This is a genomic window from Iningainema tapete BLCC-T55 (assembly GCF_014698965.1).
Lineage (GTDB): Bacteria > Cyanobacteriota > Cyanobacteriia > Cyanobacteriales > Nostocaceae > Iningainema > Iningainema tapete.
Genome location: NZ_JACXAE010000039.1, coordinates 74,777 through 93,658 on the forward strand (window position 1 = coordinate 74,777; position 18,882 = coordinate 93,658).

Below are 18,882 nucleotides of genomic sequence, written 5' to 3' on the forward strand. Positions count from 1 at the left end.
GTTTACAAGAGTTGAGCGTAAGAAGCTTGATGGAGAGATGACTGGGCTTGATATAGTGACCAATATGTTCCCCGATGTGACAATAGCTGCTGATGAGTTCCTTGCTCTACGACGCAACCGTTATGAAGGATAACAATGTTGTCGGCTCGCTCAATGGTAGACAATCGGTGAGCGATCGTAATTACAGTGCGTGAGCGACTGACTTCTTCGATTGCTTTCTGAACGATCCGCTCTGAATTTGAATCCAATGCGCTCGTCGCTTCATCTAAAATTAAGATGTCAGGGTTTCTAATAATTGCTCTAGCTATGGCAATTCTCTGCCTCTGCCCACCAGACAATCTCGTACCACTATCCCCCACAATCGTGTCAAACTTCTCTGGTAATTCTTGGATAAACTCGTATGCATAAGCTTTTTTTGCTGCCTCTATAATTTCTAAATCCGTTGCACCCGGACAACCATAAGCAATATTTTCCCGCACAGAAGAGTTAAATAAAAATGTATCTTGACTAACCATCGCAATTGCGGAGCGCCAAGAACTTATTTGAAATTCTCTCAACTCGACACCATCAACTTTGATGTAGCCTGAATTAGCATCGTGGAATCGCATCACTAAATCGACTAGTGTTGACTTTCCACTACCAGATGATCCCACAATTGCAGTTGTTGTTCCTCTTTTGATTTGAAATGTGACATTTTTTAAAGTAGGCTCTGAATTAGCAGAGTATTGAAAAGTTACATTTTCCAACGCGATTCCCGATGATAGTTTACTATATACTTGTGAACCATTTGGTAAATTTAATCCTGAAGTAGATGATAAAAAACTATAAATCGACTCTACGCTACCTGATAGTAAAGCTAGTTGCGATCGCAAACTATTAAGATGGTTTATTCTTGGTAGCATTCGCAGTAGAGTCAGAGTATAAGTCAACAGTAACGGTAAGGCGGTGCCTTCTGAATGTGGAAGTAAGCTAGAACCTACAAATAGAAGTAGCAATAGTACAGCAATTCCTGTACTCTCGCTCAGAGGAGCAACTGCTGAGTTATATTTATAGGCTGACATTTCTGCCTCATATCTATTTTGTAGAGATTGCTGAGCAAACTCTAGTTTTATCTGCTCTAACCCAAATGATTTAACAACACGTATCCCCCGAATCATGTCTGTAACGAACGTCGAAAAATCTTCGATAGCTTTTGCTGCTTTATAACTATAAATATGTAACTTTTCTATAACAAACTTTAAACTTAGTAAAACTAATAATAAACTTAACGTCGTAAATATTGTTAATGTAGGTGATAGATTAATAAGTAAGAATAGCAAAGCAAAGATGACTAGTAATTCTCTTGCTATTTCAATAAAAGAAGAGGATAAATATTCACTGCGTTGAGCTTGTTCATTTACATAACTAAGTAATTTTCCTAAATTGGAACTACTATAATAGGTAAACTCTAATTCCAAAAAACGTTCAACACAATTTTGACGAATTGTTCTGCCAACTATTAATTGTAAATCATTTATTTTAATATTAGAAAAATATTGAGCAATATTTTTAATACTAATTATTATTAAAAAAGTTATAGTAATTACTAATAATTGCCAACGAACCGGAACAGTGTTATAAAAAGTAGTTAAATATTTTCCAAATATAGGTAACTTTTCAGTGGCAAGCTTATTACTTCCTAACACCTGAACAAATGGCATTATTAGTGAAGTCGAGACTACCTCTAGAAAAGAAACTATACATGATAAAAATAAAGCCTTAATTGCTAGACTTTGCTGAGGTTTCATCAATTTGATGAAAATATCGACCACTTGAGAATTAATCATTATTTATTGTTTGTAACGGGCTGACGTTGAAAAATTAAGAGTTGCTGACCATGTACTTCTAAAGGCTGATTTGCTAAGTATAATCCTACTGATTGTAATGATGTAAACAACTCCTGGTGTACTTCTTTAGTAGCTTTATGTAATTCCATAAAGATTAAATTCACCTGATTAAATAGTTCTAAATTAGACTTAACAAAACTAAACTCACCTCCTTCAATATCTATTTTCAATACATCAATTGCTTGTTTTCCAACTAATTTTAGTAAATCTATGTAGGGAACAGTAACGGGTTTTGCTCCCTCAGTATAGTCTAAACCTGTAGCTAAATAGTTCTTGTGGTTAATCCACAGTTTCCCATCACCTAATTTATCTCCTAGCAAACCTTGCTTCAATTCAACTCGATGACTCATACCAGCTTCTGATATGTTCTTTTTTGTTGTGGGAAGCAGAAACGGATTGGGTTCTACAAGAATATATTGTGTGTTGGCAAAATTGAATTTACTTTGAAAACAAATATCTGCAAGGATACTAAAGTGACCTAAATGCGCTCCACAATCAACTACTAATTTTGGCGGAGAATTAACAAATTGAAATACTTGCCAATAGAATGGACAACAGAAAACATCTTGAAAACTAGCAACCTCATACTTGTTTTGAAGTGAAATTCTGCTTGTATTTGACAAACTAAACTCACAGGTGATCCAACGAGCTAAACGCCTGTAAAAGAAAAATGGCATACTCATATTAGTTAATTTCAATTAAACGCTTGTTTGATGTTTGCCTGTATCATCATTTGGATGATGTCACGCATCTGATAACGAGCTTGCCACCCTAGCTTTTGCTCTGCTTTAGTTGGATTTCCCTTACCTAGATGAATGTCAGTAGGTCGAAATAAACTTTCATCAATTATTAGATGCTCTTGCCAATCTAAATTTAGTTCCTCAAAAGTAATTGTAACGAAGTCTTCTAGCCGATGAGAAACGCCAGTTGCAATCACATAGTCATCTGGCTCATTTTGTTGCAGCATTAAGTGCATTGCTTCAACGTATTCTGGTGCCCAACCCCAGTCACGCTGAATCTCTGTATTACCTAAAAAGAGTTTTTCTTGACTACCAGCAGCAATCCGACAGGCAGTAGAGACAATTTTTTGCGTAACAAAACGTTCTGGTCGTAAAGGAGATTCATGATTAAACAAGATGCCGGAACAGGCAAATATATTGTAAGCTTCTCGGTAGTTAGCTAGTTGCCAAAACGCTGTTGCTTTAGCTACACCATATGGGCTGCGGGGACGAAATGGTGTCGTTTCATCGGCAGTATGTCCGTTTGTATCGCCAAAACACTCACTAGAGCCAGCATTATAGAGTTTGATCGGTTTACCTAAAAAGCGAATAGCTTCTAACAGATTTAATGTACCTGTAGCGACACTTTCTAGTGTTTCTACTGGTTGCTCGAAAGACAAACCTACTGAACTTTGCCCTGCTAAGTTATAAACTTCATCAGGATCTATTTTTGTCAGTATTTGCAATACACTACGAAAGTCAGTTAGAGCCATAGACTCTAACTTAACTTGTTCCTTGATGCCCAAACGGAGCAAATTTTGGAAAGATGAAATTTGGGCATCTCTTGAAGTACCACAGACGCTGTAGCCTTTGCTCAGGAGCAGCGATGCCAGATAAGCTCCATCTTGACCGGATATTCCACAAATTAACGCTTTTTTCATCAATTTTGTTTACTGTATTAGAAAACCGTAATTGCTGCATCAGCACTGCTAACTCAATCAGTGGAATTAGCCATTTATCTTGTTTGGCTAGATAAATTTCCTGATAAGATAGCTCGTAAAAATACTTCAAAGTATTGCCTGCATATAACTTCAGGTGTAAAGTACGACTGCAAATACTGACGTGCCGATTTACCCATCCGCTCTGCTAGAAGGCGATCTCGACTCAAGGAGCGAATAAATTGAGCTAGAGCGTAACTATCTGCGTTCTCAAATGTCTCACCGCAGTTGGCTTCTGCAATCAGTTGTTTCAGATATGAATGCTCTGGACAAATCACAGCTATTGGTCTTCCGGTTGCTAGAGCAGAGTAAAGTTTGCTAGGAGCAACAAGACTAGACATACCTGCATCTACACTCACTAAAGATAAGTCACAGGCTGTGAGGGAATAAGGAAGGACGTGTCTTTCTTGATATGGCAAGAATAAAAAGTTACTTAGTCCTAATCGATTGACCTCCTGAATAAGTTCTTCACGTTTAGCTCCTCCACCAATGATGACAAACTGAATTGGCTCATCTTTGAGGTATTTAGCTGCCTCTAATATAGTGTGTATATCATGACAACGACCCATGTTGCCTGAGTAGCCAACAGTAAATTTTTTTACTAGTTTATACTGATGCGCAAACCAGTTGTCTTCTTTGGCGATGGGTACAATCAAATTAGGATCAGCCCAACTGTGAATAACCGTCAGGCGTGAGGCAACTTCTGGATAGTTTGCTGCTACTTGTAGCTTCATGGCTGGACTGAGAACTATAATCCCTTTAGCCTTGCGTAAAACCTGTCGATTTACAGCGTGCCAAAATTTAGTTAGCCAATGGTATTTTGGTATTACTTTTAATGAAACGGCAATATCTGGGTAAAGATCATAAAGGATGCAAACATATGATAGTCCAAACAACACATGAGCTAGATAGCCTAATATGGGCAAAAATGGAGGAGCAGTAGTTAGTAGTACTAGGTTGCGACGGCGAACAGCACTAAATAGATAAGCAACTGCTTGCAACATGAATAAAATACCGTTGATCAGCTTACCGCGAATTCTTTGTGAAGATTTAGCTTTGGATGTAGATGGTTTACTACTCGGCGTAAAACATCGCCTAATTCGCAAACTACCTAACTGCTCTAGTGACGAAGCACAAGTAGTTCCAAAAGCATAGCTAGGTTGACTGGTGAATACTTCAATATCTAGTCCTTGTTGCGCCAAATGCCTTACTAGTTCCTCAATTAACTGTCCAGTAGGAGCGTAGTCTGGAGGAAAAAACTGTGTGATAACGGACAGTTTAATCAGCTGCCCAATTTCCACAAATGTGAGATTGTCTACGTGTAAATTCTCATATTTGTTAATTTCACTTACTTCCTTCAGTTTTTCAGTATTATTCACTAGCTTGATACCCCTATGAGAAATCTTTCACATTTGGCTAACTATAGATTGCCCAGAAAATTTCCAAGATTAACAAAGCTGTAAAAAGTTTTGTAACTTGGTTAAGTTATTAACAAAAATTTTATTTGAGAGAAAATATGAGAGAAACTCTTAATGCATCAGTAGTTTTACGGAAGGCTATATGGTAATACTCAAGTTACTATTGTCCATAAAAATGCCGCTTCTAACTTTTAAGCAGAAGTAGTCATCAAAATAAAGTCTAAATTACAAATAAGCATAAATACATAATGGAAACCTCTTCCGTAAAAAATTCATCAACTAATGGACATAGAGCTTATGTAATTCCACCAGTAGTAACTCACTCTTCACCTTGGTTACCAGATCGAGACGAGGATTGGGATTTGCGCCAATTACTCAATGTTGCCAAAAGACGAGTGTTTGCGATCGCTGGGGTAATGACTTTAGTAATGGTTGGTGTTGTAGGTGTAATGCTGAACCAAAAACCAGTATATGAAGCAAAATTTCAGATTTTAGCCGAGCCTGTTAATAGCGATAACAACAAGACAAAAATCAATCTCGGCGATCAAAACATCAACAAGTCTAGCTTAGATTATGAAACTCAGATTCAGGTACTTAAAAGTCCTGAACTAATGACAAATATTATTAAGCAGTTGCAACGTTCTTATCCAGAGCTTGATTACAACTCTCTGGTAGATTCTCTCACGATCACTCGGTTGGGTGAAACTAAGATCATAGAAGTTAGTTATCGGAGTAATCTCTCAGCCAAAACAAAAACAGTACTACAAAAGCTTGCTCAGGCTTACTTAAAATACAGTTTAGAAAATCGACAAACCAACCTGCGTCAGGGAATTCAATTTGTTGAACAACAACTACCATTCCTACATAATCGGGTTAATCAGCTTCAAGAACAACAACAAATCTTCCGCCAAAAATACAACTTTACCGATCCAACAACTCAAGCACAGCAACTTGATACTCAAGTCAAGCTCGTATCTGAACAACGATTAGGAATTAATCAGCAGATAGCAAAAGCTCAAGCTAACTATGTTAACCTACAAAAAAGTGAAGGAGCACAAGCAATACTAGATAAAACACCTGTATATCAGCAGTTAATTACTCAACTACGTCAATTAGAAATTCAGATATCTTCGGAATTAACTCGTTTTCATGAGGAAAGCATCCCCGTACAAAACTTGCTAGAGAAGCGACAAAGGTTGTTACCGCTCATCCGCAACGAAGCACAGCGAGTTTGGAATATTAAACTTGCTGAAAGTACAAATGAAATTCAAACTCTACAATATCAGAGTCAAGAACTTGGTCAAACAGAGAAGAAAATTCATCAGAGAGTTGAACAATTACCTGTTCTCATTCGGCAATATACAGAACTACAAAGAAACATACAAATAGCCACTGAAAGTTTAAATCGTTTCCTCATCACCCGCGAAACGTTACAAGTAGAGCTAGCTCAAACAGAGATTCCCTGGCAGTTAGTTCAAGCAACGACTGAGCCATTTAATGCTTTATCTCCTAATATCCCACGCAATTTGGTTGTCGGATTCTTCGTCAGTACAGTTTTAGGGATGATCATGGCTTTACTGATAGAAAAGTTAGACGATACTTATCATTCCATAGAAGCCTTGAGAGAAAAGCTCAAACTACCCTTGTTAGCAACTATTCCAGTATCTAAAGAACTCTTAAGAGCTAAAAAACGTAGAGCAAAAGAAAAAAGCTCTCCAGAACAATTGGCTCAAGTACCACAAGATAGTTCTACAGCGGTGGTAGTCACTCCTCCTCAATCTGAACAAAGTCAAAACAGTTACCAATCCTCAAGATTTTTAGAAGCTTTTCGTCTACTGCATACAAATATTCAACTACTAAGTTCCGATCAACAAATTCGCTCCATCGTCATTAGTTCCGCTTCCCCAGCAGATGGTAAATCAACGATCGCATTCCACCTAGCTCAAACTGCGGCAGCAATGGGGCAACGAGTACTACTAGTAGATGCCGATTTGCGCCAGCCGCGAATTAGCTATTTATCAAATTTAAATAATCTCTGGGGACTAAGTAGTGTACTAACTGGAGGTATGCCAGTAGAAACAGTAATTCGGCAAATACCTTCTTACGGAGAATTTTCTATAATTACCGCCGGACCAATTCCACCCGATCCCACAAAATTGCTTTCATCGCAAAAAATGAAGCAATTAATGACAGATTTTCGCTCCAACTTCGACTTAGTAATTTATGATGCACCCCCCTTGGTTGGACTAGCTGATGCTAACTTGCTAGCACCTAACACAGATGGTATTGTATTGGTAGCTAAAATGCACAAAACAGATCGTGGGGCAATAACACAAGCAATGGATGGTCTAAAAATGACCCAAAGTCATATCTTAGGTGCAGTAATCAACGGACACAACCAAAATTTCCTTGGTTATTACAACTATTATTAGATATCAATGCCGATATTCGTCACCACAATCGCCGATTAACTGATACAAATCCCGCGACTTACGGGTTACAGCATCTACTTGATTCATATCAGAATCATTTAGCGTAAAACCAAACACTTTGGCATTATCTTCTATATGTTCAGCTATGCCTAGCCTTGCACCAACAATTACACCCCCTACACTCGGTTTATCTAAGATGTAACGTACTGCCACATTAGGAATACTGACGCTGTGTTTGTCAGCTATTTCTTTTAAGGTAGAAAGTAATTCTTGAAATAGACTCCAACCACCCCAAGAGTCGATCATATTCTTGTATTTTCTTAAACTAACAGTAGTCAGTTCTAACCCTCTTGGCTCCGGTTTCCCCAAATATTTTTCTGATAAAAAACCGCCGCACAATGTACCGTAAGTGAAAAGTTTTATGTCGTGCTGTTGACAAAATTGCACCATATTTACTTCAGGACGACGGTCAACCAGAGAAAATTGGACTTGGTTGGAAACTATTTTGATGCCAGCATCTGTAATAATTTGTAAATGTTCTGTATCAAAGTTAGTCAAAGCTAAATGCTTAATTTTGCCCGATTCTTGCAATTCCGCCATATACTTGAGGGCATCTAAGTAATTTTTATCTCGATATTCCCACCAATGAAATTGCATCAAATCTAATGATGACACTCCCATTCTTCTTAGGGAGATATTAATATTTTCCTCCACCAGAGGTTTTGTCATTTTTCCTGGACGAGGCACCCATTTAGTAAAAGCCTGAATATTAGATAAAGCCTCTTCACCGCGATTAGCAATTACTTGACGGCGAAACTCACCAATAAAGTCTTCCGCAGGACCATAATGATCTGCTAAATCCCAAGTGGTAAAGCCAGCATCCATATATTTAAACATGGAAGCGATCGCCGCTTTTGGGTCAATACGTCCATGTGCGCCAGAAACTTGCCACATTCCGTTTAAGATCGGGCAAATATTTAAATCAGGTGTGAATTGTAAACGACTTAACATTTTGGATTTTGGATTTTGAATTTTAGGAGTCAGGAGTCAGGAGTCCTTTTACCGCCAACCTTTTTCAGCTTGTTCGAGAACATAAACAGCGACATCTTGTATTTCTTGCTCAGTAAGTCGGTCTTTGTAGGCTGACATATTGTTTTTACCATTTGTCACGATAGAGGAAATTGCTTCTATGGAATCCATGTTATATTTTTTGAGCGCTTTTAATTTTAAATTCTTACCGCGTCTAACTATATTACCACCATTAATATGACAACCAGCACATTGAACGCTAAAAATTTCTGCGCCGTTGGTGATATCGGCGGCAAAGGCTTTGGGAGTTAAGTGCAAATTTAAGACCATTAATATTAGTAAAACAATTATATAGCGTTTCCAGGTATTACGAGAAAAAGTCATATTTACACACATCATTAAATCTCCTTTACTATATAGGAATTGATGCATCATATGTTGCACCAGTAGATAGGGCTGGCAAGATGCCCACCCCACTCATTTGATTATCATCCAAAAGTGTTAGCAAGTTTAGGATTGAGATGACAAGAGCGCGTTTATTGTTGATAATTGCGGCACTGGTAATAATTGCCTTGTCGTGGTGGGGTGTGGTAGCGGCGCAAACTGGGTTAGTGTTACGTAACCTAGAGCGTGAAGGTGTGCCTATGGTGTATGTTGCGCCCCGCGATACACAGATGCTTGCAGCTACTTTTCCTCTAGCTAGCTAGTTATTTTCTACCTAAAGGAAGTACCATCTTATAAAATACTACGTCACGATAGATAAAGGAGAATATGGTTGATTAATTTCTATTAATTAAATACCCACTGCATTGAAGATGGCTAATAATATCAAAGAGCAAATTAAAGCTGATTTGCAACAGGCAAAAGAAACCGGACAATTAAGAACGGATCGTGTTCGTGAAATTGTCAAGTCTGCTGTTTCTCAAGTAGTTTCTGAGTTTAAAGAAGGTTCTGTTGAATTGCGCACTCTTGTAAAAGATGCTGTCACTACTGTAATTGAAAACTTACAAGAAAAAGGCAGCGAAGTAAAGGAAGATGTGACAGCCTCAATTGAGGGAGCGTTAGAAGCAGTAAATAGTAAAAGACACGAAGCAATTGCTAAAACTCAAGCAGAGGTGAAGCAGCTTCAAGCTAAATTGGACGAACAAGAAGAGAAAATTCAGCAAGAAGTTGAAGGAATTTTAACAGAAATTCAAGATACTAGCAAAGAAACATCTGCTAATACCAAAACAGCTATTGATTCGGCTATCAGTGCCATTAAAAATAGTGATGAAGTGACATTGTTACAGAAACGTTACGCGCAACTACAAGCTCAGCTAGCAATTGTTAAAGCTAACTTGGCAGCACGATATGGTGGGCGATCGCTAGAGGTTAAAGAGTATTTAGACGACGCAAAAAACTGGTATAACCAAGCGCGTCCCCAAGCAGAATCTGTAGTTGCACAAGTACAAGAAAAACACTCCCAGCTAGAAGACAAAATTGGTGAAGCAGGTTCAGCAGTAGCAAGAAAAGAAGTTCAAGTAAAACAGAAGTTGAGAGAATTACTGCTAGGTGCTGCTGACTTGTTAAAGGACAAGGAGCCTACTAATAAGGTGTAGTATACCCCTCCCTAACCCTCCCCTTTGAAAGGGGAGGGAGGGGGTGGGGTGTGGGGTATTAGTTCTCACAAATAAACATAAAGGTGCGTTACAGTAAAACGTAACGCACCCTACAAGTTTAATTGAGACGAGGGCTAATATGTTTCTCCCTCTCCTATTTGTTTATCTTCGTACTTAGCAATAACCCAAATTGCATGAATGCTACCGGGAAGCCAACCAAGCAAGGTTAGCAAAACATTAATTAACAAAGTAGGACCAACTCCAACTGTTAGAAAAACACCTAAAGGAGGTAAGAGAAGACCAAGAACAAAACGAAGTAATTTCATGGGAATAGTGTTACTTTTTTAAACTGTTTTCACTCACATTGTCTTGTATTTACCAAATTAAGAACTCCGCCAGAGGAATTATCTTAATTTAGTTTAGAGATGAGACGAAGAGTATTTTAGCTAGAAGGTAATTCAGCTTTAGATTTGGTTGCATCACTGCTGTTTAAAGCTAAGCTTTTCTCTGCGAAGTAATTGTTAATGAAAGTATTAGCAGCAGAGAGAACTACAGGAGCGAGAATAAAAGCGAACAGTCCGTGAACACTAAATCCTGGAACTAAAAATGCTGCTAAAGAGAAACAAATACCGTTAACAATCAGAGAAAACGCTCCAAAACTTAAGAAGTTTAGTGGTAATGATAGCGCAGACAAAACTGGTCTAACTGTGCTATTCACAGCGCCAATAACCGCACCAGCAATTAAAGCAGCAGGAAAATTAGCAATATCAACTCCTTTGGTAAAAAGGATATCAACAATCAGTAAGCTCAAAGCTGTTGCAAGCACATTAAGGAATACTGCCATGATTTTTCCACCTCAGAATTTTTAAACTCATATCTCTATGCTCAATGATGCGATCCGCTCTAACCTCTCTACCAAGGTATATTTCTCTTATGCCGTAAGGCTTGTGATTGTAATTGCGCTCCTACTACTGCTTAAGTCCCTTCATCGACAAACTAATCCGCTTCAATTTCTCGTTGACTTCCAACACTCGCACTTTGACAACTTGTCCAACTTTAACAATTTTTTTGGGATCATCTACGAATCTGTCGGCAAGTTGAGAGATATGCACTAAACCATCTTGATGTACACCCACATCGACAAAAGCGCCGAAGTTAGCAACATTGGTGACGATACCTTCTAATTCCATCCCCTCTTTGAGATCGTTCATTTCTCTAACTCCCTCGCGGAAGGTAGCATACTTAAATTCAGCACGGGGATCTCTTCCTGGCTTTTCGAGTTCGCTCTTGATATCACGCAGCGTTGGTTCACCGATAGTATCGGTAACATATTTCTTAAGATTTGTTGTTTTCAATTTCTCGGCAATTTGCGTGATTTGAGTTAGTGGTATATTTAGATCGCTGGCGATCGCTTCCACGACTGCATAACTTTCTGGATGTACAGCCGTATTATCCAAGGGATTATTACCGCCACGTATCCGTAAAAAACCCGCCGCTTGTTCAAACGCTTTTGGTCCTAATTTCGGTACTTTCAGCAATTCTCGACGGTTTTTAAAAGCACCATGTTGGTTGCGATAAGCGACAATATTATTAGCAACACTTGATGTAATTCCAGAGACAAAGGTGAGAAGTTCCTTTGAAGCGGTATTCAAATCTACACCAACAAAGTTGACGCAGCTTTCTACAGTTTCATCCAACTTCTTTTTCAACAACTTCTGATCCACATCGTGTTGGTATTGTCCCACACCAATCGACTTTGGGTCAATTTTCACCAGTTCCGCTAATGGATCTTGTAATCGCCTACCAATACTAATAGCACCGCGCACGGTAACATCTAAATCGGGAAACTCTTCCAAAGCAACAATGCTAGCAGAATATATAGATGCTCCCGACTCATTCACCATCACCTTTACGGGTTTGCGTTCCATTGTTTGCAGCACCTGGGCGACAAACTCATCTGTTTCACGAGAAGCTGTACCATTACCGATCGCAATTAACTCAATTTTATATTTCTCCATTAAATTTTTGATAGTTTGTGCAGCTTTTTGACGTTGCTCAGCTGCTTGATGAGGAAATACTGCCTGATATTCTAAAAATTTACCTGTTTGATCGAGTACTGCCACTTTACACCCAGTCCGAAAACCAGGATCGATTGCCAGAGTTGGTTTCATCCCTGCTGGTGCAGACAGCAGCAACTCCCGCAAATTTGCTTCAAAAGTTTTGATCGACTCAAAATCAGCTTCAGTTTTCTTCTGGGCAATTACTTCACTTATCAACGAAGCTTTCATCAAACGATTAAATGCATCTTTGAGCATCGCCTGATAAAAATCCCGAATTGAACGAACTTTTGTTTTAATTTCCTTTGACTCCAGATAAGAAAGCACGAAATCAAGCTCAAAAGAAATTTCAAAGTTCAGTACTTCTTCAGCTTCACCCCGACATAACGCCAGCAAATTGTGAGGGGCAATATTTTTCACCCGGCTCTGGTAATTGCGGTACATTTCAAACTTAGTTGTACCTTCAGGAAAATCATCTTTAATACGTGAAACAAACAAACCTTCTTCTAGTAAATACTCGCGTAGGTATGTGCGCAATTCTGCTTTTTCCGCCACCTCTTCAGCCAGAATGTCGGCAGCACCCTTAAGGGCATCTTCTCTTGTTTTTACTCCCTTGTCTTCAGAAATGTACTTTGCCGCTTCTTCATCTAGTGACACTGATGCACCATTCTTGACATTGAACGACTTAATGTAGTCTGCTAGGGGTTCGAGTCCTTTTTCTCTGGCAACAGTAGCGCGGGTGCGTCGCTTCGGGCGGAAAGGTAAGTATAAATCTTCAAGTTCAGTTTTCTGCAAACAAAATTCAATTTTTGCGAGCAGTTCATCTGTGAGTTTACCTTGTTGTGCGATCGCACTCAAAATCACCGATTTTCTTTCTTCTAATTCTGTCAAGTAAGTATACCGCTCAGCCAAGTTGCGTAGCTGAACTTCATTCATCTCACCAGTACGTTCTTTACGATATCGTGCAATGAAGGGAATTGTTGCACCCTCCGCCATAAGTTCCAGTGCGTTTAGTACCTGAGTATGATGAAGATCGAGTTCAGTTGCGAGTAATTGAGGAATGTTCAGCATCGGGCGTGTAAGTCGTGAAAACTACTCTCTAGGTAATATGCCAAATGGTTTTATTAGACTTGCATATACTGTTAAGCTAGTTTAACAGAGGATAATTACAAACGGAAAAAGTTAATTCGTGCAAAAAATTCAAATTTTCTCTAACAAAATACTGGCATTACAGGTTAAAATTTTCTGACATCTGTTAATAAGGATACATAATAAAAAAGCTTGATTTGTACCAAAATTCTACTGTAGATGCTAAAACTCAGGGTTAGTAAATTTAACCCTCTTTGTACTGAGAGATGAATATGAGACATTTGAGTGTAACTATGCAAACACTATGGCAACGCCTTGAAGCGCAAATTGTCCGTCATGAACCGACTAGGTGCGTGACAGCTTCCAGAGTCGCATCTCTAGAAGAGATCAGTGAAGTAGAAAACTCACTAGGAATCCAACTTCCTGAGGAACTAAAACAATTTTATCTAAAATTTAGTCGTGATTGGGCTTGGCGTCTAGGTAATTGGATCATTCAACCTCTGCCAGACTTAGGATATCTCACCGACTCTATGTTAGGGAAAATGGTGATTGACCATGTATTTACAGACAAAGAGCAATCTTGGAATGCAAAGTGGATAGACTTTGCTGAGGAAGTAGATGGGAAAAAATTCATGTGTATGAATTTAGACCCTGAGACTGATGTAGAATTACCAGAAAGTTTTTTTACTCAAATCGGAGAGGTCTTTGAGTTTGATACCGAAGAATATTCTGTGTTAAGCGAAGGAGTCAGTTTTCGAGAGTGGTTAGAAAATCTACTCACTCAACTAGAGATGCCTCAGGATAAGCCTTTACAGAAGAGTCAATCCGGAGCGTAGTTAAAAAATCTTCATACATAAGAGCAATTTGGTTATAAGCTCACGCAAAAGAATTTAAAATTCATACATCTGTTTATGCTTGGCTAAGAGTTCGACATATTTCTTGTTTTGCTTGGCTTGTGTCCACTTTGCTTTAAAAATAGCCGCAGATTCAGCTTTCACAGGGTCTTCTTCATAAGGTAAAATATTTTTTCTCGCCTCAAGTTGAGCTGCTGTTGAAGATTCTTTTTGAGGATTGGTTTTGTATTTTTTACCACTTTTATGATTAGCATAGCGACGCGATCGCGTGTAACCCATTTGTAAAAACTTTCGTGCCATATCTGCCCCGACAAAATCATCCTGTTCCAAATACTCAAGAAACATAGCGTAGATTTTCTCGCTAGATTCACGAGCAATATCCGGAGTTTTAAATCGCCAATAAGGAAGAATGGATGACTTATATGGCTCAACCAAAAGAACACCCTGTTCGCCCTTACCAACACGATAAAGTTCAGGATGTTGACGAAAATCAATAGTTTTGTAATCTAAAGAATAATCAAACATTCGCATGGTAAGATTGTTGTATAAAATATAGTATTAACAATTAAAGTTGAGCATCTACCCGAAAAGGTAAATTGATTTCTACCATGCACAACTACCACTCGTCACTTACTCGTGTCCTGACTAAAGGCGATCTGCGAAAAGTACACCACATCGCGCTCAACGTCAAAAATATGCAAGCTTCCCGACACTTCTATGGAACAATTCTGGGTTTGCATGAATTAACAGGAGATGAAGTTCCAGCAACCCTTGTGGATTTAGTCGCATCCGGCAAAGTAGCCAACTTCATTACCCCTGATGGTACAATTGTTGATTTATTCTGGGAACCCAACTTATCACCACCAGATCCAAACCCAGAAAACACATTTACAAGAGCTTATCATCTAGCTTTTGATATAGATCCACAGTTATTTGCGCAAGCAGTAGAAGTAATTAGAGAAAATCAAATTGGGATCGCCCACGGACCAGTTACTCGTCCCACAGGTAGGGGCGTGTATTTTTACGATCCTGATGGATTTATGATTGAAATTCGCTGCGATCCCTAATTTATTTGTACAGACGTTCCGCCCCTGTACAGACGTTCCGCCGGAACGTCTCTACCACCGAAAAAAAATGAAAATATATCAAGTCATCGAAGAAACAATCACAAAACCACCAATACCGCACGAACCTTACAAGCAGTCGTTGAAAGCTTGGGCAATGTACTGCCTTAGAAACAGAGGTTTTCAGGTCGTATATGCTCAAAATGCCGACTTTGCAATTGAAACCAAGGGTGGTGAAAAGCTATATTTCAAAGTCTCAAATAAGGCAGTAGACTTAGATAATAACTACAACTGGATAGTTTGGGATAGTGCAACTCAAAGCGCTAGCCTTATTCCCACACAATCATCATAGATATTTTCCGAATTTTTTTACGTATATTTGCCTTCATCTGCGGTTAAAACTAGTACCGCAGATGGAAAATATCAAATCACTTCTAACTCACTTTCACGCAAGTGGGCTTTAAATTTTTTACTAAACTGGACTTGTATAGGCAAATTAGCACTAACAGGTCTACCTTGCCATTGATTGAGAATCAGCACCACCTCACCTTCTGTACCTTTAAGGTCAAAAGCTTTACCGCGATGCTCAGGATGATGGTAAATTGTCACGGATTCCTTGACACGGACGCGATCGCCGATATTCATACTTATATTTACACCTAGCTTCTGTTCTACAAGTGTCTCCACAGCCATCCCTCACGCTTACTTGCTTGTTCGGCAAGTGGTCTAATCCTTTTATCTTCACTCTTTGCGTTACTGCGGTCAACACTTTAGCTAATTTTTCGGCATTATGAGCAAAATCCGGACTTGACCAATTTAGTTTTTTGGTTGAACATGCACTTTGAATTAATAACACATCATGACCAGAAACTCAACCAAAGTCAGTCCTTGGACAGAAGAACACGACGCATTCTGCCTCAAACACCGCCTTACCCCGGCAGCAAAACTACTGTGGCAGTGGTTGATGCGCTCCTACACAATCGGAGAAGAAGCAGAACCTGACTTGAGCGAATTCAACGAATGGGTAGAAAAACATCGCGGCAAGGGCTATTGTCGCCTCACCTTGAAAAAAGCCCTTGCTCAACTCAAAGAACATCGAGTTATTCAAGTTCTCAAAGAATACACTTGGAAAATCGTCAAAATAGTTACACGCCCACTTGAGTGGTTAAAACCAAAAAAAAACTTACAAAACAGCGAGCAAAATTACGTTTCACAGCCCTCAAACGTGCAATCTACTGAAAATGAATCTAACAGCAGCAGCATTAATTCTATTGATCCTCAAAACAAGATAGAAATCTTAAACGTGTGTGCTGCTGCTGGTATTTATTATCACCCAGATAAACCTGCTGAAATCTTTAATTATTCTCTGCAAGATGTTATATCTGCTGTAGAACTGTTTAAAACTCGTGGAAAGCAGCAAATCTACAACCCGCAGGGCTGGCTGATAGACTGCTTAAGATGGCGATATTGGGAAACACCTGGATATTTACAAAATTTTACATTTTTTTCGTAGAACAAACTTGTTGTATCGGTTTTGGTAATTGCTGACATATTTGTTGGAATGCAAAAGGATTGATTTGCCACCAAGCCAATAATCCTATTGCACCGGATACAACTAAAGTTAAAAATCCTCCTAGCACCCACCACTTTTGTTTACCTTTGTTGAGATTTTGAGCAGGGGTTTCTATAGGATCTGGTGTAGATGCTTCTATGTCTACATCCACTACTACTGGATTATCTTCTAGCAAAACGGTATCTTCTGGTTGTTTTGTTTCTACAATCTCTACTATTGGTACTGATTTACTAATTGGCATCAAAGAGTTTTGTGAAACACGACTCAAAGTGAGAACTACCGAAGTATTGTCATAACCATTTTTCTGGTTTGCTAACTTAATCCACTCACTAACAGCGTCTTCTAAGGAAAGTTCACCTGTTAATACAGGTATACTATAATCTTGCCAGTGTTCTTCTATTCTTGAGTCATCGCTTAACCCATCAGAACAAAGTAACAGTATGCCATCTTCATCTAAAATAAATCTTTGAATTTCTGGATGCAAAAATTCACCATTTTTTGTCCCTAATGCACAACTAAGGGCATAAGCATCTTTTCGTTGTAGTGCTTGACGGTATGTACTGCGGGCAAGTCGTACTTCTCTTCCTGCTACGTCATCATCTACTGTAAGTAGTTGGCAGTAGTTTTTTGTAATCCAGTAAGCACGGCTATCACCAACATTTGCGATATAAAGTTCATGAGCATTTTCTACTTGTACACCAGAATTAGTTTGGATTTTTTGTGGGATTTGCAGTGCCATGATAACGGTTGTACCCATACGTTGAGTACCTTCACGTTTTTGCTCGTCGTTAGATGAGCAAATTAGGTTATTAACAATGCGTAAACTTGCTTCTATTTGTTGTGCTAATAAATCTGGTGGGACAATTTCAGTTTGTTCTGCTACTTCTAGTAGTAAAGCACGGATTTGTAGTTTTAAAGATTCTACTGCTAAAAGACTGGCAACTTCACCTCCTTCATGTCCACCAATTCCATCGCAAACAATTGATACTTTTGGTAAAAGAGGATCTTCCTGATTTTTAGTATCACTAGGATAAAAATTGTCTTCATTTTGTTTGAGTTGTGTACCAGTATCTGTTGCTCCTGCTACTTCTAGTGTTAAGGGTAATTCGGCTACTGTGGAAAGTAATAGTTTATTTAATTGTGTAGCGATCGCTGTTAATTCTCCTTCTGGACTACACATTTGTTCAACTATTTGCTCTAAGATTTTGGCTACTGATGTTTTGGCTGTAGCTATCCACGTTTGCCAACATTTTCCTAAATCCTGTAGAGACACATCATGGTATGTATCTACAAATTCTAATAACCTGACACACCAACCTTGTATTCGTATATTGTTGGGTATCAGTAAACTGCCTGCTACTTCTAATTCTGATAAAGGCTGCCATAGTTCGAGAATTTGCCAGAGCCAGTTTACTTGACGTAATGCTGTTGCTTGTTCCCATGCATCAGCAAGTGCCGGGTATAAATTTCCTTTCTCATCTACTGGTATATTTTCGAGTAAAAGGATATTTTCTCCAGCAATTTGGGTAAAACCGTATACTTGAGGTAAATGTAATCGCTTTGGATATAATTGTAAGTAAGGAGAAACTTCCACTGGTAGTTCTTCCGGTGTATCAGGTAATAATCCTGGTTTTGTATCTAGCCAAATTTGCGGAGAAATTACCCCATAACGCTCTGCAACCAGTTCTCCTGGTTGAATTTTAGCTGATATTGCTCCAGTTGCCCAAACATAACGTTGAATTAGAGGTGTTTGGCAATTAGCACATAGACGGTTGTCTAGACGGTTAATTGGGTTACTACAACTGGGATTGGTGCAATAGACTGTGTGAACGTTAGCAATTGGTGTTGAAATCATCTAAAAAACCTCCGAAACATGTGGAAACCGTGTGGCTTTAGCCCACGGAGTAAACATGAACCGCTAATAAATTAGCCGTCCCCTTAACGGGGTGAGTAAACAGAGGTACAGTGTTTACTCAGTTCCCTGTATGCCGGGAATCGCCTCGCTGCACCAGTAATGTGAGCCTTGGCAAAGTTATCGGTCGGTAACTATCCGAAGAACACTGACTGTAAACCCTTAAGTCTGGTTAATCCTTCAGTTTCAGAGTCCGGAACTGGCATCACGCATCCCGGAGTGAGAACTTGAACACTTACCGATAACGTAGCAC

Annotated in this window: 19 protein-coding genes; 7 read left to right on the forward strand and 12 right to left on the reverse strand. The window is 39.0% G+C overall.

Annotated elements, in window-relative coordinates:
• Window positions 1-2: 2 nt before the first annotated feature.
• The 4 genes from ICL16_RS09990 to ICL16_RS10005 all read right to left on the reverse strand — a co-directional run bounded on the left by ICL16_RS09990 (window position 3) and on the right by ICL16_RS10005 (window position 4,946).
• On the reverse strand, window positions 3-1,826 hold the full coding sequence (locus ICL16_RS09990; protein ID WP_190826890.1) for an ABC transporter ATP-binding protein: 1,824 nt from the start codon (window positions 1,824-1,826) through the stop codon (window positions 3-5).
• Complete coding sequence (locus ICL16_RS09995) at window positions 1,826-2,569, reverse strand: FkbM family methyltransferase (RefSeq protein ID WP_190826892.1); 744 nt, start codon at window positions 2,567-2,569, stop codon at window positions 1,826-1,828. The genes ICL16_RS09990 and ICL16_RS09995 overlap by 1 nt, the downstream gene beginning before the upstream one ends.
• An 11-nt stretch (window positions 2,570-2,580) precedes the next feature.
• Window positions 2,581-3,546 (reverse strand): GDP-mannose 4,6-dehydratase, encoded by a 966-nt coding sequence (locus ICL16_RS10000; protein WP_190826894.1) that lies wholly within the window; start codon window positions 3,544-3,546, stop codon window positions 2,581-2,583.
• 74 nt (window positions 3,547-3,620) lie between these two features.
• Window positions 3,621-4,946: a glycosyltransferase family 4 protein gene (locus ICL16_RS10005; RefSeq protein ID WP_337906971.1), complete on the reverse strand. Its 1,326-nt coding sequence runs from the start codon at window positions 4,944-4,946 to the stop codon at window positions 3,621-3,623.
• 323 nt (window positions 4,947-5,269) lie between these two features.
• On the opposite strand from ICL16_RS10005, the gene ICL16_RS10010 reads away from it, so the two are divergent.
• The gene (locus ICL16_RS10010; protein ID WP_190826899.1) at window positions 5,270-7,453 is read left to right on the forward strand and encodes a GumC family protein; all 2,184 of its coding nucleotides are present in this window, start codon (window positions 5,270-5,272) and stop codon (window positions 7,451-7,453) included.
• A 3-nt stretch (window positions 7,454-7,456) separates the two neighbouring features.
• On the opposite strand, the gene ICL16_RS10015 is transcribed toward ICL16_RS10010, so the two are convergent.
• Both ICL16_RS10015 and petJ read right to left on the reverse strand, forming a co-directional pair.
• Window positions 7,457-8,464, reverse strand: coding sequence for an aldo/keto reductase (locus ICL16_RS10015; protein WP_190826901.1), 1,008 nt, complete (start codon window positions 8,462-8,464; stop codon window positions 7,457-7,459).
• Window positions 8,465-8,512: 48 nt separating this feature from the next.
• The gene (petJ, locus tag ICL16_RS10020; RefSeq protein ID WP_420485267.1) at window positions 8,513-8,878 is read right to left on the reverse strand and encodes a cytochrome c6 PetJ; all 366 of its coding nucleotides are present in this window, start codon (window positions 8,876-8,878) and stop codon (window positions 8,513-8,515) included.
• A 125-nt stretch (window positions 8,879-9,003) separates the two neighbouring features.
• On the opposite strand from petJ, the gene ICL16_RS10025 reads away from it, so the two are divergent.
• Window positions 9,004-9,189 (forward strand): hypothetical protein, encoded by a 186-nt coding sequence (locus ICL16_RS10025; RefSeq protein WP_190826903.1) that lies wholly within the window; start codon window positions 9,004-9,006, stop codon window positions 9,187-9,189.
• Window positions 9,190-9,297: 108 nt separating this feature from the next.
• Window positions 9,298-10,080, forward strand: coding sequence for a histidine kinase (locus tag ICL16_RS10030; protein WP_190826905.1), 783 nt, complete (start codon window positions 9,298-9,300; stop codon window positions 10,078-10,080).
• A gap of 134 nt (window positions 10,081-10,214) precedes the next feature.
• Here the strand turns inward: ICL16_RS10030 and ICL16_RS10035 are convergent, their stop codons facing one another.
• The 3 genes from ICL16_RS10035 to ICL16_RS10045 all read right to left on the reverse strand — a co-directional run bounded on the left by ICL16_RS10035 (window position 10,215) and on the right by ICL16_RS10045 (window position 13,208).
• The gene (locus ICL16_RS10035) at window positions 10,215-10,406 is read right to left on the reverse strand and encodes a YqaE/Pmp3 family membrane protein (RefSeq protein WP_190826911.1); all 192 of its coding nucleotides are present in this window, start codon (window positions 10,404-10,406) and stop codon (window positions 10,215-10,217) included.
• A gap of 116 nt (window positions 10,407-10,522) precedes the next feature.
• Window positions 10,523-10,924, reverse strand: coding sequence for a phage holin family protein (locus ICL16_RS10040; protein ID WP_190826913.1), 402 nt, complete (start codon window positions 10,922-10,924; stop codon window positions 10,523-10,525).
• 124 nt (window positions 10,925-11,048) lie between these two features.
• On the reverse strand, window positions 11,049-13,208 hold the full coding sequence (locus ICL16_RS10045; RefSeq protein WP_190826915.1) for a Tex family protein: 2,160 nt from the start codon (window positions 13,206-13,208) through the stop codon (window positions 11,049-11,051).
• A gap of 290 nt (window positions 13,209-13,498) precedes the next feature.
• Here ICL16_RS10045 and ICL16_RS10050 point away from each other — a divergent pair, with 290 nt between their 5' ends.
• On the forward strand, window positions 13,499-14,062 hold the full coding sequence (locus ICL16_RS10050) for an SMI1/KNR4 family protein (protein ID WP_238360698.1): 564 nt from the start codon (window positions 13,499-13,501) through the stop codon (window positions 14,060-14,062).
• A gap of 54 nt (window positions 14,063-14,116) precedes the next feature.
• On the opposite strand, the gene ICL16_RS10055 is transcribed toward ICL16_RS10050, so the two are convergent.
• Window positions 14,117-14,611, reverse strand: coding sequence for a DUF4385 domain-containing protein (locus tag ICL16_RS10055; protein ID WP_190826919.1), 495 nt, complete (start codon window positions 14,609-14,611; stop codon window positions 14,117-14,119).
• 77 nt (window positions 14,612-14,688) lie between these two features.
• Here ICL16_RS10055 and ICL16_RS10060 point away from each other — a divergent pair, with 77 nt between their 5' ends.
• Window positions 14,689-15,147 carry a VOC family protein gene (locus ICL16_RS10060; protein ID WP_190826922.1) on the forward strand — a complete coding sequence of 153 codons (459 nt, stop codon included), beginning with the start codon at window positions 14,689-14,691 and terminating at the stop codon, window positions 15,145-15,147.
• Between the two features lie 67 nt (window positions 15,148-15,214).
• The gene (locus ICL16_RS10065; RefSeq protein ID WP_190826925.1) at window positions 15,215-15,496 is read left to right on the forward strand and encodes a hypothetical protein; all 282 of its coding nucleotides are present in this window, start codon (window positions 15,215-15,217) and stop codon (window positions 15,494-15,496) included.
• A 71-nt stretch (window positions 15,497-15,567) separates the two neighbouring features.
• Here the strand turns inward: ICL16_RS10065 and ICL16_RS10070 are convergent, their stop codons facing one another.
• The gene (locus tag ICL16_RS10070; RefSeq protein WP_190826927.1) at window positions 15,568-15,837 is read right to left on the reverse strand and encodes a ferredoxin-thioredoxin reductase variable chain; all 270 of its coding nucleotides are present in this window, start codon (window positions 15,835-15,837) and stop codon (window positions 15,568-15,570) included.
• Between the two features lie 166 nt (window positions 15,838-16,003).
• Between ICL16_RS10070 and ICL16_RS10075 the strand changes: the two genes are divergently transcribed.
• Window positions 16,004-16,657: a hypothetical protein gene (locus tag ICL16_RS10075; protein WP_190826930.1), complete on the forward strand. Its 654-nt coding sequence runs from the start codon at window positions 16,004-16,006 to the stop codon at window positions 16,655-16,657.
• Here the strand turns inward: ICL16_RS10075 and ICL16_RS10080 are convergent.
• Window positions 16,641-18,572, reverse strand: a complete 1,932-nt coding sequence (locus ICL16_RS10080) for a protein phosphatase 2C domain-containing protein (RefSeq protein WP_190826932.1) — start codon at window positions 18,570-18,572, stop codon at window positions 16,641-16,643. The two genes, ICL16_RS10075 and ICL16_RS10080, sit on opposite strands and share 17 nt — an antisense overlap.
• Between the last annotated feature and the right edge of the window lie 310 nt (window positions 18,573-18,882).